Annotated in this window: 9 protein-coding genes; 2 read left to right on the top strand and 7 right to left on the bottom strand. The window is 73.6% G+C overall.

From position 1 onward, the window contains the following. Positions 1-450: 450 nt before the first annotated feature. The 5 genes from ABD308_RS10425 to ABD308_RS10445 form a co-directional block, all read right to left on the bottom strand. Positions 451-5,187, bottom strand: coding sequence for a DNA repair ATPase (locus tag ABD308_RS10425; protein ID WP_344331326.1), 4,737 nt, complete (start codon positions 5,185-5,187; stop codon positions 451-453). After that, entirely contained in the window at positions 5,184-7,211 is a 2,028-nt protein-coding gene (locus tag ABD308_RS10430) for a flotillin family protein (protein WP_344331327.1), read from the bottom strand. The genes ABD308_RS10425 and ABD308_RS10430 overlap by 4 nt, the downstream gene beginning before the upstream one ends. 44 nt (positions 7,212-7,255) lie before the next feature. After that, positions 7,256-7,846: a hypothetical protein gene (locus ABD308_RS10435; RefSeq protein ID WP_425554735.1), complete on the bottom strand. Its 591-nt coding sequence runs from the start codon at positions 7,844-7,846 to the stop codon at positions 7,256-7,258. Positions 7,847-7,999: 153 nt separating this feature from the next. Then, positions 8,000-9,109 (bottom strand): PucR family transcriptional regulator, encoded by a 1,110-nt coding sequence (locus ABD308_RS10440; RefSeq protein ID WP_344331418.1) that lies wholly within the window; start codon positions 9,107-9,109, stop codon positions 8,000-8,002. A 584-nt stretch (positions 9,110-9,693) separates the two neighbouring features. Further along, complete coding sequence (locus tag ABD308_RS10445) at positions 9,694-10,206, bottom strand: GbsR/MarR family transcriptional regulator (RefSeq protein ID WP_344331331.1); 513 nt, start codon at positions 10,204-10,206, stop codon at positions 9,694-9,696. 113 nt (positions 10,207-10,319) lie between these two features. On the opposite strand from ABD308_RS10445, the gene ABD308_RS10450 reads away from it, so the two are divergent. Together ABD308_RS10450 and ABD308_RS10455 are read left to right on the top strand one after the other, a co-directional pair. After that, positions 10,320-11,270, top strand: coding sequence for an ABC transporter ATP-binding protein (locus ABD308_RS10450; RefSeq protein WP_344331334.1), 951 nt, complete (start codon positions 10,320-10,322; stop codon positions 11,268-11,270). Then, complete coding sequence (locus ABD308_RS10455) at positions 11,267-12,931, top strand: ABC transporter permease (protein WP_344331340.1); 1,665 nt, start codon at positions 11,267-11,269, stop codon at positions 12,929-12,931. The genes ABD308_RS10450 and ABD308_RS10455 overlap by 4 nt, the downstream gene beginning before the upstream one ends. A gap of 359 nt (positions 12,932-13,290) precedes the next feature. Here the strand turns inward: ABD308_RS10455 and ABD308_RS10460 are convergent, their stop codons facing one another. Then, entirely contained in the window at positions 13,291-14,934 is a 1,644-nt protein-coding gene (locus tag ABD308_RS10460) for a DUF4127 family protein (RefSeq protein WP_344331343.1), read from the bottom strand. Then, positions 14,934-15,518, bottom strand: a 585-nt coding sequence (locus ABD308_RS10465) for an N-acetylmannosamine-6-phosphate 2-epimerase (protein ID WP_344331346.1), incomplete at its 5' end; no start/stop codon positions are given. The genes ABD308_RS10460 and ABD308_RS10465, both read right to left, overlap by 1 nt.

A 15,518-nucleotide genomic window follows, 5' to 3' on the forward strand; every position in this document is an offset into this window, starting at 1 on the left:
ACGCGGCGCCGTCCTCCTCCAGGGAGCCCGCGAAGCCGTAGTGGATCACCTGCTCCCCGGGGCGTCCACGCGTTGGACAGGGGGTCCCGGCGCGCCTGCCCGCTCCGAAGAACACGCCCCGTCGAAGAACACCCTGAGCGACGGCACCGGCCCCATGGGCACCTCGGCAGCCATGGCCCTGTCCGGCCACGGAGTGCGCGTCCACCGGCAGTGTGCGCCGGCCGCAACGATGCGTGGGGCGGTCGTGGCGGCCGGGCCGAGGGCACGTACGAGTGCCTCCCCCCGCTCCGGCTGCCGCGCGCTGTCGGGGCACTCCGCGGCGTCGTTCCCGTCCTCCTGCCGAGCTGCTGGTCGGCGCAGGTACGGCGGCGGGTGACCGGTCGTGCGGCGTGTGTGTCGCCGGGTCCGGGACCGCCCTCGATCCTGGAATCCGCCCGGTGGCCCGGTCAGTCAGCGCGCCGGCCGCTGTGCGGCTTTGACGGCTGCCCAGCGAGCGGCTTGGTCGGGGGTGAGTGTGCCGCGCAGGTCGGCGAGTTTGAGGAGTTGGGCTTCCGTCTCGGCACCGAGGGCCTGGGCCTCGGCGCGGTAGTGGTCGTCAATGAGGGCGTCGAGTTCGGCGTCGTCCATGGCGGGGATGACCCGCTGGGCGATCTTGGCCATGTTGCGGTAGGAGCCCTGGAGCAGGAACGGCGGCTCGGTGCGGGTGCGGTCGCTCTGGGCGGCGGAGTACGTGTAGGCGCGGTTGACAGCGAGGACGGTCGTGCGGATCCGCAGCAGTTTGGCCAGGACGGCGGTCATCCGCTCGGTCTCGGCGGCGGTCCACGGCCGGGAGAGTGCCCCCGGGGCGGGTTGTCCGGCGGCACGGCGCAGGAGGGTGTCCAGGTCGGCGCGTTCGGCGGTGACCAGCGGTGCGAGGTGTGGATTGGCGCTCAGGGTGTTCTCGATGAAGCTGAGGGCGAAGAGGTCCTCGCGGCCCGCGACGACATCACCCAGGTTCCAGACGTCGGCGCGGTTGGCGAGCATGTCGGGGATGCGGAAGAGCCGCCCGGACTCGGTGTACGGGTTGGCGGCCATGACGACGGCGAAGCGCTTGCCGCGCAGGTCCCACGCGCGGGCCCGGCCGCCCCAAACGCCGTCGATGCGGCGCTGGGCGTCGCACAGCGGGATGAAGCGCTGGAGGAGTTCGGGCGAGGTGTGCTGGACGTCGTCGAGGTACAGCAGCACGTTGCTCCCGGCGTGCAGGGCGAAGTTGACCTTCTCGATCTCGCGCCGGGCGGTGGCGTTCGGTGCCTCGGCGGGGTCGAGGGAGGTGACCCGGTGGCCGAGGGCCGGGCCGCTGACCTTGACGAGGAGCAGGCCGAGCCGGTCGGCCAGGTACTCGACGAGGGTGGTCTTGCCGTAGCCGGGCGGGGAGACGAGCAGCAGCAGGCCGCTGCGGTCGGCGGGGGCGGTGTCGTCCGCGGTGCCGAGCTGCTTGGCGAGGTTGTCCCCGACGAGGGGGAGATAGACCTCGTCGATGAGGCGGTTGCGGACGAAGCCGTTGAGCGGGGCCGGCCGGTACTGGTCCAGGTGCAGCCGGGCACGCTCGGACTCCAGCAGTTCGGCACGCTGCCGCTGGTAGGCGCGGAAGCCGGGGACCCGCGTGGTGTGGAACTCGGCCGCTCGGGTGAGCAGTTCGTCCAGACGTACGGTGAGACGGCCGGCGCGGACGCGGGGGTGGTCGCCGAGCAGACCGGTGACGGTGGTCTCAAGGAGCGCGTCCGCGGGGTAGCGCGGCAGGTCGGGCCCGAGCAGGACGGCGGCGGCCTCGGCGAGGTCGTCGGGCGTGGCGGGATGGGCGGTGGCGGCGGTGAACGCCTCCAGCCAGGCGCGGGCCAGTTGGCGGCGGGCGGGCAGCAGCGCGGGCTCGTCGGGAAGGGCGGCGAGGGCTTCGGTGAGACCGTGGGCATCCGCCTGGGCGTGGAACTTGTCCAGCAGCGCGGTGGTGGCGGGCCGGGCGACGAAGCCGAAGGCGGGGCGGGTGAGTTCCTCGACGAGGTAGACCCCGGCCCGGTCGGCCGCGATGCCGGTCCTGGCGCCGAACTCGTCCATGGCCGACTGGAGTTCAGCGCCGAGGTCACCGAGGGCGGGAACCGGGCCGAAGGCTCGGCGGGCCAGTCCGAGCGAGCGGGCGCGGCTGCGCCACACGGACCGGCCCGTCTCGCCGGTGCCGTGGGCCCAGTAGAGCTGGGCCGCGGCGCGGGCGGCGGCCGGGTGCCGGAGCGTCCCGGCGGTGCCGTGCTGCCGGAGGAGCGCGGTAAGGACGGCGGTGGCGTCGTGGTCGTGGACGCCGCGCTGGTGCCCCTCGTCGGGGCGCGCCTCGGCCGCGCGGCGGACGAGTTCGAGGAGCCGGCCGTCGGCCGCGGCTTCGTGCAGCGGGCCGAGGCCGTCCGGTTCGGCGTCCAGGACCAGGCGGGCGGCGAGGTACTCGGCGCGGTAGACGGCGTCCGTCTCGGAGACGAGGAGCTGGTCCCAGTAGGCGCGGGTCGCCGCGAAGCCGGGGTCGGTGACGGGCGCGCGGTAGTCGGTGCCGGTGAGGGCGAACGCGGGGTGGCCCCGCCAGGGGACGAGCGTGAGTTCGGGACGGCCGGTGGCGGCCGTGAAGCGGTGCCGGCCCAGTCGCAGCGTGCCGGGCCCGTCGGTGGCCGGGTCGGCGCGGTCACGCAGGGCGCGGCGGGCCTGTTCGCCCGCCGCGCGTAGAGCGGCGGTGATCTCCTCGGCGCGTACCGGGTCGCCGAGTTCACCGAGCCGCTCCGCGAGTTGGCGCACCTTCACGGCCATCGGGTCGGAGAGCAGGGCGGCGTCGATCCCCCCGGCGGAGTCGACGGTGGCGAGGCGGGGGCGCAGTGCGTCGAGGAGGCGGTCGGCGGACGCCGCGAGGCGGTCGGCGCGGCGGGCGCGCTCGTCGAGCAGCGCCTGACGGCGGGCGGTGAGGGCGTCGTGGGCCTCGGTGCGGTGGGCGGCGAGCCGCTCGGTGAGGGCCGGGTCGGCATCGGCGAACCGGGTTTCGAGCTGTTCGACGCGCAGCAGGATCCGGCCGAGTTGCTCGTCGCAGTCCTGTGGGGTGTCCGCGGCGCCGAGGGCGGCGGCGGTGGCCTGGGCGAGCAGGGCGCTCTCCGCCGCGAACTCGGCCGCGGACTCGCTGGTGCGCAGCTCACGACGACGGGTGGCGAGGGCGGTCCGGGCCTGGTTGAGCAGGCCGAAGACCTCGGCGACGCGGTCGAGGACGGCGGTGCGGACGGTGGCGTCGGCGACGTCCGAGGCGGTGACCAGGTCCGCGACGGTCTGCAGGGCCTCGGTCTGCGCGGTGAGCTGCTCGGCCAGCGGATCGGCCTCGGCGGCGGTGGGGAGGTCCCCGGCCGCGGCGGCCAGCGTTTCGGCCTGCCGGCGGTGGCCGGTGAAGGCGTCCGGCTCGGCGAGGAAGGTGATGGCGCGGACGGCGGCCTCGGTGAGGCCGTCGGAGAGACGGGCGGCCAGCCGGTCGATGAGGTCGGCGTCCGCCCGGGGCAGTGCGCGAAGGGACTCCACCTCGCCCTGTGCGCTGCGCAGTTCGCTCAGCCTGGTGACCCAGTCGGTGGCCGAGGCGAGGCTCTCGCCGCGGGTGAGGCGGAGCAGGCCCTCGATCCGTTCGGCGGTCCGCTCGACCGTCCGGGCGGTGTGGGCGGTGAGCCGGGTGACGGTCTCGTGTTCGGCGATCACCTGGCGCGCGGCCTCGCGGATCGCCTCCAGCGGCCGGTGCAGTTCGCCGAGTGCGGTGTCGGTGAGCCAGTGGTGGCGGTCGGCGGTGCGACCGCAGGCGGCTAGGACGGCCCGGTACCCGGCGGTGGTGTCGGTGGGGGCGGCGGCGAGGCGGGCGAGGGCGAGGCAGTCGGCGAGGCCCGCCACCAGGTCGGCGTTGCCGATCCGGGCCAGCGGGCCGTGCCCGGGCGGCTGGGACGCTACGGCGTGCCGCTCGCTGGTGAACGGGGTCCGCCACATCTGCACCGGGTGCGGCCGGGAGGGGCCCGCCGTCTTGCGCGGCAGCACCAGGGTGCCGTCCTCCAACAGGGCGTGGCCCTGGCCGACCAGGGGTGCGGCGGCCTCCTGGCGGACGCTGTTGTAGGGCATCAGCATCGTGCGGCCGTCGGCGGGGTCGCGGAAGACGTACAGCACGTCCTCGCCGTTGGGCGAGGCGACCGTTCGCTCGTACCGCAGTCCATCGGTGGGCTGGTCGAAGACCCGGACGGTGCCGTCGACCAAGGCGTAGCCGCCGGGGAAGGCCACGCCCTGGCCGGCGGGCAGTGGCAGGCAGGAGCGGCCGAGCGCGTCGAGTCGGCGCACCCGGCCGGTCGGCAGGTGGCACACCAGGTAGCGGACGCGCCGTTCCTGGTAGGGCCGGATCCGCACCAGGAGCAGCGTGCCGATCCGGCCGTGGGCGATCTCGGCGTCGGGGAGGGTCTGCAGCGCCTCGTCCAGGGGCTCTTCGTGCACGGTGTGGGCTGCCGGGGTGGTCAGGCGCAGGGTGCCGCCCTCGGTGGACAGCAGGAGTTCGCCGCCGAGGGCGACCTGGGGCGGCCGGCCGGCGACGTGATCGTCGCGGGTGACCTCCGTCCAGTCGGGCCGCGGCGCCTCGGGCGGGACGTGATCGCGCTCGCCCCTGGCGTCGAGGTAGGCCGGGGCGCCGTCGGCCGACAGTTGCCAGCGCAGGACCCGGAGGTCACCGGCGGCCGGTCCGGTGCGGAAGACGGCCAGCAGCCGGCCCTCGACGAGCCGGAGCTGTTCGAGGCGGGCGTCGCGGTAGTAGCGGTGCAGTTCGTCGAGGTCCTGCCGCAGGCGCGGGTCGTCGAGCAGGCCGGGCAGCGCCTCGGCGGGCGCGCCGGTGAGGTCGGGGCGGTGCAGGGTGAGGACGTCGCCGAGGCGGGTGGCGGCGCCGTTGGCGACCCGGTGCCCGGCCAGCACCAGTCCGCCGACCGCGACCACCTCACGCAGCGCGCCCGCGGCCGGGACGGTCAGCAGGCCGGTGCCCGCCAGGACCAGCTCCCCGCCGCCGAACCGCGCGACCCGCCGGGCGTTGACCTCCTGGGCGCGGTCGGTCAGGTCGGCCGCCGCCCGGGCGAGGCGGGCACGCAGCACCTCGTACGTGCCGGCGTCGACGACATCCTCGCTCACCCGTGGTGCTCCTTCTCCTTCTTCGCGCCGTTGAGGGCGGCGAGCGGGGTCTCCGCGATGCCCAGCTGCCGTGCGGAGGCGAGCAGTTGGGTGAGCGGTCCGGTCTGGTCACCGCCGGCGCCGATGAGCTTCATCAGCAGCGCCGAGACGGTGAGGTTCTGCGCGTCGGCGGTGGAGAAGGAGGACAGCACCCGGGTGAGGTCCGCGGTGAAGTCGGCGCTGCCGTCCAGCCACGGGCCGGCGAGGGCGCGCGCGGTGTCGGAGTGGGTGACGAACGCGTCGACGCTCCTTCCCGCGGTCACGGACTGCACCAGGCGGTCGAAGAACACCGAGTCGCCGCCGACGATGTCGATGTTCGCCTTCTCCAGGCCGGCCGCGACCAGGGTGGCCTGGGCCTCGGCGATCCGCCGCTGGGCGTCCAGGTGCGCGAGGCGGACGTCCTTCTCGGCGGCCAGACGCAGCCGGTACTCCTCGTGGCCGCGGCCGGCCTCGTCGAGGGCGGCCATGGCGGCGGCCTTCTCGGTCAGGCCCTCGGCCTCGGCCTTGAGCCTCGCACCGATCTCCAGCGCGGCGGCCCGGGCCTTGTCCGCGAGGACGGCGGCCTCCGCACGGCCGACCTTCTCGATCGCGGCGGCCTCCTGCTCGCGCACCCGCACCTGGGCGAGGCCCTCCGCGGCGGCTTCCGCCTGGACGCCCTCGGCGAGGCGGACCTTGGCGGCGGCGTCCAGCTCTGCGGCCTGGCGGCGGGCTTCGGCCAGGACCAGTGACTCGCGCGCCCTGTGGTCGGCGGCCTGCTCGGCGGCCTCGGCCGCCTTGATGTCCTTGACCAGCCTCTCCTGCGCCTCGGCCTCGGCCTGGATGACCACCGCCCGGCGCTGCCGCTCCGCCTCCTCGACCGTGCGCAGGGTCATGATCGACTCCTCCTGCTCGGCGACGGTGCGGTCCACCGCCACGCGCTCGCGGATCACGTCCGCGATCTCGCGCTTCTGCTCCTCGACCTCCTTGTCCTTGGCGATCCGGGCGAGTTCGGTCTCCCGGTCGCGTCCGATCACCTCCAGGAGGCGGTCCTTCTCGATGCGTTCCGTCTCGATCGCGATGACCCGCTCGCGGTTCTTCTGGGCGACGGCGACCTCGCGGGCCTGGTTCTCCCGCTGGACGCCGAGTTGTTCCTCGGTCCGCAGGAACGCGGCCTGCGCGCCGAGGCGCTCCTCCTCCTGCACCTTGGCGATCTGCGCCTCCTCCTTCGCCCGCAGCGTCTCGATCTCGCGGCGCTGGCGGATCTCCGCGTCCGCCTGGCGACGCTCCAGCTCCAGGACGGCTTCGCGGGCGTCGACGTTCTGCCGGGTGATCTCCTTCTCCTCGGTGCGCTGGTACTCGTTGGTGCGCACGTGCTCGATCGCGGTCAGCTCGGTGATCTTGCGGATCCCCTGGGCGTCGAGGATGTTGTCGGCGTCGAGCTGCTTCAGCGGCGTCTGCTCCAGGTGGTCGATCGCCGCGTCCTCCAGGCTGTAGCCGTTGAGGTCGGTGCCGATCACCGCGATGATCTGGTCGCGGAACTCATGCCGGTGGGTGTAGAGGTCGGTGAAGTCCAGTTGCTTGCCGACCGTCTTCAGCGCCTCGGAGAACTTCGCGGCGAACAGGTCCTGAAGGGTGGCCTGGTCGCTGGCGCGGGCCGTGCCGATCGCCTGGGCCACCTTGATGACGTCCTCGACCGTCTTGTTGACCCGCACGAAGAACGAGATCCGGATGTCGGCACGGATGTTGTCCCGGCATATCAGGCCGTCCCGGCCGGTGCGGGAGATCTCGATCGTCTTCACGGAGATGTCCATCTGCTCGGCGCGGTGCAGCACCGGCAGGACGACCGCACCGGTGAAGGTCACGTCGACCTTCCGCGCCCTGGAGATGATCAGCGCCTTGCCCTGCTCGACCTTGCGGTAGAGCCGGCTGGTGAACAGCAGCAGCGCGAGAACGACGAGCAGGACGACGGCGATGAGCACGCCGAAGCCGACAGCGATGGTGTCCATCACAAGTCCCTTGTGTGAAAGGAGTTCCGAAGCGGGGCAGCCGGTCAGTCGCCGGGCGCGGTGGGGTCGAACGCGGTCACGAGGAACCACTCGCGCTCCGCGTCGTAGTCGAAGATCAGCGCGGTACGGCCGGCCGTCAGCCCTGGCTCCCCGGCCAGGGAGCGCACCTGGACCACCGCGCTCGACCCGTCCTGCGCGACGACCTCCGCCTGTCCGAAGGCGTCGGTGACCCGGCCGGTGCGCACCACGCACAGCCGCCCGACGAAGTCGTCGCGCCGGACCGGCCGTTCACGGGGAAGCCGCCTGGCGATCGGAGGCAGCACCGCCCTCGTCCCGACCCAGGCGCAGGCCGGCGCGACCGCCAGGACGGCCGTCCGCGCGGGCACTCCGGCGGTCAGGGCCGAACCGGACAGACTCACGAACCAGGCAACGGCGACCAGCAGCGAGCCCGCCACCGTCACCGGCACGCCTCCCAGCGAGAGACCGACCAGGGCTCCCCCGTGGGTGTCGACGCCCTCTCCCCCGTCCAGGGCGTCGACACCCAGGCCACCGAGCAGCACCAGCCCCCAGTACCCGATGACCACCAGCAACGCGAAACTGAACAGCGCCGTGGGATAGCCCAGAGCGACCTCCACGAATCCCGGCACCCGTTCCACCCCCATCGCCCCGCGTCACGGCACCGTTCGGTGCCACGGCAATCCTGGCCATCGGAGGACCGTTCGCACATTGCCAGGACCAGGCAATCTTTATGCCCCGTTAACACCCTGGGTCGGGCAGGCCGGCACGGTTCAGAGCGGCCGCTGGGGCCAGCCCAGCAACCGGGCACCCATCGCCGCCGTCTCCAGGGTGTAGCGGTGCAAGGGATCCGCCAGGTCGTACCCGGTCAGGGACTTGATCCTGGCCAGCCGGTACGACAACGTCCGCACGCTCAGCCCCAACCGCCGAGCCGCCTCCGCGTTCACGTACCCCGACTCGGCCTGCGCCGTGATCGTCTCCAGCAACGGCCACGCACCACCCCGGGCCCCGCTCAACGGCCCGAGCACACTGCGCACCAGCTCCGCCATCGCCGCACGGTCCCGCATCAGCACCGGAAAGACCAACAGCTCCTCCGCCCTCAACAGCACGGCCGGCAGGGAAAGCCGATCGGCGAAGTCCAGCGCTCCCAGCGCCTCCTCGTAGCTGCGCACCACCCCGCCCGCCCCGGAGTGCTCCCTGCCCGTGGCCACCCGCCTGGCCGGGCGGTACCCGGCCCCGGGCCCCAGCGCCAGCTGGGCGAAGAAGTCCAGCACCGCGCGCTCACTGTCCGGAGCCACGCACACCAGTCGGCCGTCCTTGCTCGCCAAGAGCACGTCCCGCTCGCCGAAACGGCCCACCAGCTCGCGCTCCACCCGCCGCACCACCGGGTGCACGTCGTCGTACGGCTCGTCCCCGACCGCCACCGCGACCGCGTGCGCGCTGGCCAGCCGCAATCCGAAACGCTCCGCCCGCTCCGCCAGCAGGCCCGGATCGCTGCGCCCGTACAGCAGGTCGTCGATGAACTCCCTGCGAAGCGCCTCCTCCTGACGCACCGCGAGCCGCTGCCCCCGCTCGTGCCCCTCCCCCACGGCCGCGAGCGCGGCGTCCGCTGCCGCAAGCGCCGCCTCCCCGGCCCGCCGCAGCTCGCTGAGCGTGGCGGCACCGGCTATCCCCGGCAGGGCCTGCCACCTCTCACGCGTCGCCCCCAGACACCGCGAGACCACGTCGCGCAAACCGCACCCCGCCTCGGCGCTGCGCTCTCCCAGCAGCCGCAGGCTCTCCAGTTCCGCGCGCCGAAGCGGCCGGCCCGTACGGGAAACATCCGCGAGCAGCTCCACGTACTGGCGGCTCAGCTCCTCAAGACCGTGCTGCGCCTCCGTCACCGCATGCACACCCACGCCGAAGTGGCCGCGGAACCGACTCGCACACCCGGCGACGGGGCCGCGGACACCAGGAGGGGCACTGCGGGCACCATGGGAAACCACCTCGACATCAACGAGGAGCGAGGAGGGCCGCTCCTGCCCGCCGACCAGACTTCCCGGCACACCGGGCAGAACCCTACCGCACCGACAACTCCTTGACGTGGCCACCTCCATCGAGCGGCAGCGGCAACCACGGAGCATGACCACCGGCAGAGGAAGCCGACCGGCCGCGGCTGCTCGACGGAACGCACCCGCCCCCCGGACCCGGGTGCCGCGCACCAAGCGCCCGGTGCCGTCGCCGCGGCGGCGGGCCTGCGCCGGTCGGCGAGGGCGGTCAGCATGTCGTCGCCGTCCTCGTTCCGCTCGTCCCGCATGAACCGGTACCAGTCGTAGATGGCCGGATCGTTGACGTTGGGCTGGGGTGGAATCTCCGACGATGACACTCGGTCACCTCTCCGGGCCGGGGCGGTTGCCAGTCGAAGCCTCGCGGACCGCCGGTCCGCGAGTCACCCGGGCGGCCCCCAGTCACCACCCCGGCACATCGCCTACGGCGCGATGCCGCGCCCCTCGGCGCGCAGCGCCTTCCAGCGGTCCAGCATCCCCGCCAGCTCCTCGATCATGAAGTCGAAGAAGTCCGCGCTCTCGGCGAGCCGCTCCCCGGCCCGGCTTCGCGGGCCGACCGTCGTCTCCCCCTCCCGCAGCACCCGGACCCAGCGCAGCAGCACCTCGTCCCGCCGGGTCAGCGACTCGTACCAGACGTCGTCGAGCACCCGGAACCGGTCGCGCCGGGAACCCGGCTCGCGCTCCTTCGAGACCAGGCCGACCTGGGTGAGGTAGCGCATCGCGCCGGAGACGGCCGCCGGACTGATCTTGAGCCGTTCCGAGAGCTCGGCGGACGTGAGCACTCCGCTGTCCTCGGCCATCAGGCAGGCGAAGATCCGCGCGGGCATCCGGGGCACGCCGGCCGCGGCCAGCTCAGCCGCGAAGCGCTCGACGAACCCGGAGACCGCCCCGTCGTCCGGAGCCCCCTGCCCCCGTACCGGATCCTGCGCGCCCATCCCGTCCTACCCATCTGTGTCAGCCCTCCGACCAGGCCCGTTGCCGTGTCGCAGCCAACTTTAACGTGTTCCCAATATTCACAAACTTGTGAAACTACGGTACTTTCCTGAACATGACGAAGGCAATCACCTTGTCCGGCCTGCGCAAGTCCTTCGGCCGGACGACCGCGCTGGACGGCCTCGACCTCACCGTCGAGACCGGTGAGGTACACGGATTCCTGGGCCCCAACGGGGCCGGGAAGTCCACCACGATCCGCGTCCTGCTCGGACTGCTGCGCGCCGACGGCGGCAGCGCCCGGCTCCTCGGCAAGGACCCCTGGAGCGACGCCGTCGAACTGCACCGCCGGCTCGCCTACGTCCCCGGTGACGTCGAGCTGTGGCCCAACCTCACCGGCGGCGAGGCCATCGACCTCCTCTCCCGGCTGCGCGGCAGGCTCGACACCGCCCGGCGCGACGAGCTGCTCGAACGCTTCGACCTCGACCCGACCAAGAAGGGCCGCGCCTACTCCAAGGGCAACCGGCAGAAGGTGGCCATCGTCGCCGCCCTCGCCTCCGACGCCGAACTGCTGCTCCTCGACGAGCCCACCGCCGGCCTCGACCCGCTCATGGAGGTGGTCTTCCAGGACGTCATCCTCCAGGCCAAGCAGGAGGGCCGCACCATCCTGCTCTCCAGCCACATCCTCGCCCAGGTCGAGAAGCTGGGCGACCGGGTCAGCATCATCCGGCGCGGCAAGGTCGTCCAGAGCGGCAGCCTCGGCGAACTGCGCCACCTCACCCGCACCACCGTCGAGGCCGAGACCCACCACGCGGTCGCGGGCCTCGACACGGTGCCCGGCGTGCACGGCCTGCGCGCCGACGGCACCCGCGTCCACTTCTCCGTCGACACCGCCCAGCTCGACATCGTCCTGCACCGGCTGGCCGACGCCGGACTGCGCAGCCTGGTCAGTCACCCGCCCACGCTGGAGGAGCTGATGCTGCGCCACTACGGCGACGAACTCGCCGCGGCCGGACACACCACCGCCCGGACCGGCCGGCTCTCCCGTCCGCGGGGCGGCAAGCGATGACCACCACCGCCACCGCCGGGGCCTCCCGGCCCACCGGCGTCACCACCGGAGGCCGCCGGAACGGCGTGCTGGCCGGCACCGGCACGCTGCTGCGTTTCGGCCTGCGCCGCGACCGCGTCCGGCTGCCCGTGTGGATCGCCGCCGTCTTCCTGGTCACCGTCTCGACCGCGAACAACGTCAAGACGCTCTACCCCGAGGCGGCCGACCGCGCCGGCGTCGCCCGCACCTCCGACAGCCCCGCCGTCCTGGCGATGACCGGACCGGTCCGCTACCTGGCGGACTACACCTACGGCGCCATGCTCGGCCACCGCCTCCTCGGCCTCACCGTGGTCCTGGTGGGCCTGATGAGCATCCTCCTCGTCACCCGGCACACCCGGGCCGAGGAGGAGAGCGGCCGCGCCGAACTCGTCCGCTCCGCCGCCATCGGCCGGCACGCCCACCTGGCCGCCGCGCTGGGCCTCGCCGCCATCGCCAACCTCGCCCTCGCCCTGCTGCTCACCGCCGCACTCGGCGGCCTGGGCATCGAGAGCATCACCACCGGCGGATCCCTCCTCTACGGGCTGTCCGTGGCCACCGGCGGCCTGCTGGGCGCCGCGGCCGCCGCCGTCACCGTCCAGCTCACCGCCCACACCCGGGCCGCCTCCGGCGGGGCGCTCGCCGTCATCGGCGCCGCGTTCGCCCTCCGCGCGGCCGGCGACGCCGGGGACAACGGCCTCTCCTGGGTCTCCCCCATCGGCTGGCTCCAGCGGACCTACGTCTTCGTCGACAACCGCTGGTGGCCGCTGCTCCTCACCCTGCTGCTCGCCGCCGCCACCACCGCCGGCGCGTTCGCCCTCTCCACCCGCCGCGACCTCGGTGCCGGGCTGCGCCCCGCCCGTCTCGGCCCCCCGACCGCCACCGCGGCCCTGGGCACGCCGCTCGGCTTCGCCCTTCGGCTGCACCGCGGAACGCTCCTCGCGTTCGCGGCGGCGGTGCTGCTGCTCGGCGCCATGTACGGCTCGATCCTCGGAAACGCCGACGACATGCTCAAGGACGTCGACCAGATCCAGGACGCCCTGAAGCGGGTGGGCGGCACCTCCATCGCCGACTCCCTCGCCGCCCTGACCCTGATGGTCGTGGCGGTGATCGCCGCCGTCCACGCCGTCATGGCGACCCTGCGCCCCCGGGGCGAGGAGAGCGGCGGCCGGGCCGAACCGGTCCTCGCCACCGGTCTCTCCCGGGCCGGCTGGCTCGGCTCCCACCTCACCGTCGCCCTGGCGGGCTCCACCCTCCTGACGCTCGCGACCGGCGTCGGATTCGGCGCCGCGGGCGCCGCCTCCACCGGTGACGCGGGCGCCTTCTGGCGGCTGCTCGGCGGGGCCCTCGCCTACGCGCCCGCGCTCTGGGTCACCGTCGGGTTCGCCGCGGCCCTGTACGGCTGGTTCCCCCGGGCCGTCCCGCTGGCCTGGATCGTGCCCGCCTACGCCTTCGTGATCGGCCATCTCGGACCGCTGCTGAAGCTCCCCGAGGCGATGAACAACCTCTCGCCCTTCGGCCACGTCCCCCGCCTGCCCGCGGTCGGCATGGCCTGGACGCCGATCGCCCTGCTCACCGCCGTCGCGGCCGCCCTGATCGCCCTGGGCCTGGTCGGCTTCGCGCGCCGGGACCTCGACATGAAGTGACCCCGGACCGCACCGAGCCGACGCCGCCGCGCCGCTCCGAGGACGCCCTTCGTCCCGGACGGCGCGGCGTGCCGTGCGGACGGCCGCGGTTCGCACCGCGTCCGAACTTGGCCGGATCACGAGGATCGACGTGCGGCCGCACCCCCTGTCGTTGCTGCTCGGTGTGCCGGGAAGCCTGGTCGGCGTTCGGCTCGTGATGCGCCGGATGCTGTGTGAGGACCGGGTCTCGTCTCCTGCGCACGCCGGAACACGATCCGCCGCCGACCCCTCCCGACAGCAGGATCAGCAGGGCCACCGGCAGCACGTACCGAAGGACCGTGCGGGGCGGCGGGGGCTGTGCCGCGTCGTTCGCACTCCGCTCAGGCCAGGGTGAGGTGGGGTTCGAGTGTCACCTCGAAAAGGCGGTCCCACGGCAGTTCGATGTGGATGTCACCGACGGCGGCCAGCCTGGCGGTGCGGGTGGTCGCGCCGCGGTAGCCGAGGACGAGGTGGCGGCCGGCGAAGTGGTCGGTGAAGTACTGGCGGGTCACCGGGGCGAGGCGGTCCTGGACCCAGCTGTCGAAGGCGGCCTTCTGCCCGGCCGTCAGGTTCAACGGGTTCCACCCCCTGGACCTGGCCTCCGCGTAGGCGGCCTTCTGGAGGACGTTCTTCCAGTGGTCGTCCTTGACGAACCGGTAGAGCAGGTACTCCGCGTGCGCCCGGCCCGGGTCGGTCAGCGCCGGTACCCCCATTCCGCTGGTCGAGCGCTTCAGGAAGGCCCAGCGAGCGGTGCCATGGGCCAGGGCCAGACCGAGGGCGTTGCCGCCGGTGTTCCAGCCGGAGTACGACAGCAGCGCGGCCAGGTCGACGCGCTGTTCCAGCTCGGCCACCAGGTCGTGGTCGGCGCGGTTGACGAAGACCGGGTCCACCACGACGACCGACTCCCCGGCCGCCGTCAGCCCGGCGACCCGACGGGAGAACGCGGCGAGGTCGGCCGGCCGCTGGTCCTTGTTCGCCGAAGGGGTGTTGACCATGAGCACCAGGTCGGCGCGGCCGTCGACGACAGTGCCGCCGACGGACTTCACGTGCCGGCGGATGTTCTCCGCGAACGGGATGCCCTCAAGTTCCGCCGTCCACTGCTCGCCGGAGATCCCGGCGTACTCCACCCGGTAGGTGGGCGAGGTGCCCGCGGCGATCAGCCGGGCGACCAGCAGCGCGTCGACCTCGTCCGCGCCGGGGAAGACCTCGACCCGCCGGCCGACCCCCAACCGCTCGACCAGCTTTTCGAGCTCAACGCGTTCGGCCCGGGCCAGGCCCACCGGGGCGGTGTCGTCCTCGGAGAGCACCAGATGGCTGATGGTGCCGTCGGCGACCCACTCGACCATCTGCCGGTTGACCTCGTGGTTGCGGGCCCGCGCCCTCAGGTAGTCGTCGACCACCGCGTCCGGGATGGTGGCCCGCACTGCCGTGAGCCGGGGCCGCAGCTCTTCCCGGCCGAGGTTCTCCACCTGGTCGTACAGCTTGGCCCACTCGACCAGCGCGGCCACGTACTGTTCGAGGTCGGGGTTGCCGGGGGTCAGCGCGAGGCGCTGGATGGTGTCGTGGACCACGATCTGCGCGCTCGGACGGGCCGCCCGCAGTGCCCGGATCGCCGCGATGTTGGCCCGCGCCGACTCCAGAGTGGGCGTGCCCGTGCGGGAGGCGATCAGGCCGCCGTAGGCGAGCATGCTCACCGAGATCACGTACTCGTCGGCGCCGGCCGAGCCCAGCCAGCGGGCGACGGCCGCGCCGTCCCCGGGCTGGAAGAAGCGGCCGAGGGTGCTGCGCGGCGGCAGTACGAGGTCGACGCCGGCGACGGCGGCGGTCATGGTCGGGCAGTAGACGTTGACGGGCCGGTCGTCGAGAGGGACGAGGGCGATCCGGCGGCTCGGACGTGAGGCCGCGGCGGCTGCCTGCGGGGTGAGGCCCAGCAGCGGGGCGGCCAGGACGGCGGCTCCGGCCGTAAGGACTGTGCGTCTTCTCATCAGGAGTGCACTCCGTTCGTGTCGGCGTGAGCGGGAACCGACCGGGCCAGTTCCCTGGTCAGGTACAGGGGTGAGGTGATGGCGTTGCCCACCACCACGGCGTGCGCCCCTGCGGCGTAGGCGCGTCGCAGGTCGTCCGCTGTGCGGTAGCGGCCTTCGGCGATGACCGGAACCGACAGCCGCGTGACCAGGCGTTCCAGCAGGCCGAAGTCGGGCCCCGGGGTCTTCGGGGTGCGTGAGGTGTAGCCGGAGAGCGTGGTGGCGACGGCGTCGGCGCCCGCGTCGGCCGCTGCCTTCCCCTCCGCCTCGGTGGACACGTCCGCCAGGACCAGGGCGCCGGCGGCGTGCGCGGCGGCGACGACGGCCGCGAACGGTTCGGGCCGGGAACGGTCGGTGGCGTCGATGGCGACCAGGTGCGCCCCGGCCTGCGCGACCGCTCGGGCGTGCCTGCTGGTCGGCGTGATCACGACCGGCCCGGGGCCGTCCTTCCACAGGCCGATGACCGGCACGTCCACCGCCGTCCGCACGGCGGCGATGTCCTCGGGGGCGTTGGCGCGGATGCCCGCCGCGCCGCCGAGGACCGC

Source organism: Kitasatospora putterlickiae, from assembly GCF_039527695.1.
Classification (GTDB): domain Bacteria; phylum Actinomycetota; class Actinomycetes; order Streptomycetales; family Streptomycetaceae; genus Kitasatospora; species Kitasatospora putterlickiae.

Excerpts from the sequence above, each read along its gene's own strand:
- ABD308_RS10450 (WP_344331334.1), top strand. The coding sequence starts at position 10,320 with ATGACGAAGGCAATCACCTTGTCCGGCCTGCGCAAGTCCTTCGGCCGG.
- ABD308_RS10460 (WP_344331343.1), bottom strand. The coding sequence starts at position 14,934 with ATGAGAAGACGCACAGTCCTTACGGCCGGAGCCGCCGTCCTGGCCGCC.
- ABD308_RS10455 (WP_344331340.1), top strand. The coding sequence starts at position 11,267 with ATGACCACCACCGCCACCGCCGGGGCCTCCCGGCCCACCGGCGTCACC.
- ABD308_RS10445 (WP_344331331.1), bottom strand. The coding sequence starts at position 10,206 with ATGGGCGCGCAGGATCCGGTACGGGGGCAGGGGGCTCCGGACGACGGG.
- ABD308_RS10430 (WP_344331327.1), bottom strand. The coding sequence starts at position 7,211 with ATGGACACCATCGCTGTCGGCTTCGGCGTGCTCATCGCCGTCGTCCTG.